Raw genomic sequence first — 2,025 nt, 5'->3', positions numbered from 1 at the left:
GCGCCGTAGAGCTGGTCGACCAGCGGCAGCGCGTCGCGCTCGAACCGCTTGGCCAGGCTCGCCACGTCGTCCCCGGCGACCGGCTCCCCGGGGGGGGGCGCGCCGCCCGCCGCGGCCGGCGCACCTCCCGAGACGAGGACTCGAGTTGACCGAACGCACTTTCGCCGCCGAAGACGAGCTGCCCCGCGTACCGCTGCCCACCCTCGAGGCCAGCGCCGAGCGCTTCCTCGAGTGGTGCTCGCCGCTGCTGACCGCCGACGAACTGGCCGCCACCGAGACGGCGGTGCGCGAGCTGCTCGACGGGCCGGGCCCCGTCCTGCACGCGGCGCTGGCCGAGTACGACGCCACCCCCGGCGTCGGCAGCTGGCTCGACCAGTTCTGGCCCTCGCGCTACCTGGGCAGGCGGGACCGGATCGCGTTGAACGCCAACTTCTTCTTCCTCTTCCGCGACGACACCACCCTGGCCGCCTCGACCCCGCCCGACCAGATCTCGCGCGCGGCCGCCCTCACCCTGGCGGCGGTGGACTACAAGCTGGCGCTGGACCGCGAGGAGATCCCGCCCGCCACCCAGCGCGGCAAGCGGCTGTCGATGTGGCAGAACAAGTACCTGTTCTCCGAGACCCGCATCCCCGGCGCCGAGCAGGACACCGTGCGCGTGCCCTACACCGACGCCTGGCCCGGCCCCTCGCGGGAGCGCCACATCGCGGTCTTCCACCACGGGCACGTGTTCCGGCTCGACGTCATCGGCGCCGAGGGCGTCCCCCACACCCTCGACGAGCTGGCCGCGGGGCAGCGCGCGGTGCTGGAGGCCGGCGCGCGGCCCGCCGAGCCCGACACCAGCGTGGGCCACCTGACCACCAAGGCCCGTGCCGAATGGGCCGCCGACCGCGAGCTGCTGCGCGCCGAGCCCGCGAACGTGGCCGCGCTCGACACCATCGAGACCGCGCTGTTCTGCGTGTGCCTGGAAGACTTCGCGCCCCGCGACACCCTGCACGCCTGCGACCAGTTGCTGCACGGCGACAGCGCCAACCGCTACTTCGACAAGTCGATCTCGTTCATCGTCTTCGCCGACGGCAGCGCGGGCATCAACGTCGAGCACTGCGGCCTGGACGGCACCACGATCCTGTCCTTCGTCGACACACTGCTCGAACGGACCGCCGCCGACCACGCCGAGTCGGCGGGGGCGCGCTCGCAGGGCACGCCCGAGATCGAGCGCGTGGAGTTCGTGCTCGACGCCGAGCTGCGCCAGCGCATCAAGGCCGCGGGCAAGGACTTCGCCGACTACGCCGCCGCCAACGCGACCACCACGGTCAGCTTCCCCGACTTCGGCACGGCCGCGGCCAAGCGGCTGAAGATCTCTCCCGACGCCTTCGCCCAGCTGGCCTACCAGCTGGCGCACCGGCGCAGCAAGGGTGTGACCGGGGCAACCTATGAATCCATCGCGACCAGGCAGTACCGCAACGGCCGCACCGAGGCCATGCGCGTGGTCACCCCGGAGATGATCGCCTTCGTCGACGCCATGCTCGACCCGGCCGCCGACCACGCGGCCAGGCTGGCGGCGGCCCGCACCGCCGCCGACAAGCACGTGGCCCGCGCCCAGCAGTGCCAGGCCGGCGACGCGCCCGAGCAGCATCTGTGGGAGCTGCAGTGGATCCAGCGGCGCCGCGGCGCCGAGCTCGGCGTCACCGAGCCCATCGCGCTCGACGACCGCCCGGGCTGGACGATCATGCGTGACGACTACCTGAGCACCAGCTCCGCGCCCTCGGTGAACATCGAGTACTTCGGTTTCGGTTCCACCAGCTCGCGCTGCATCGGCATCGCCTACGTGCTGCTGCCGGATCGCTGGAACCTGTACCTGGCCACCCCGACCACGGTCGCCGACCAGATGCACGCCTTCGCCGAGCAGCTGCGGATCGCGGTGGCCGAACTGGCGGCGCTGCTGGCGCCGGGGGAGTGAACCGCCACCGCTGAGACGGTCTCCCCGCCCCCCGGGCGGCCGGGGGGGGCGCGGGCGGGGCCGGGGGG

The 2,025-nt window shown here is 73.1% G+C and carries 1 protein-coding gene; it reads left to right on the top strand.

What is annotated here, in order from left to right; translation table 11 throughout:
* The first annotated feature begins 145 nt into the window (after positions 1–145).
* Positions 146–1,957, top strand: a complete 1,812-nt coding sequence (locus QH283_RS24130) for a choline/carnitine O-acyltransferase (protein WP_280505225.1) — start codon at positions 146–148, stop codon at positions 1,955–1,957.
* Positions 1,958–2,025: the final 68 nt, after the last annotated feature.

The organism is Nocardia farcinica, from assembly GCF_029867845.1.
Classification (GTDB): domain Bacteria; phylum Actinomycetota; class Actinomycetes; order Mycobacteriales; family Mycobacteriaceae; genus Nocardia; species Nocardia farcinica_A.
The sequence above is the reverse complement of the archived record's forward strand: the minus strand, read 5'-3'. Positions and strand labels throughout refer to the sequence as shown.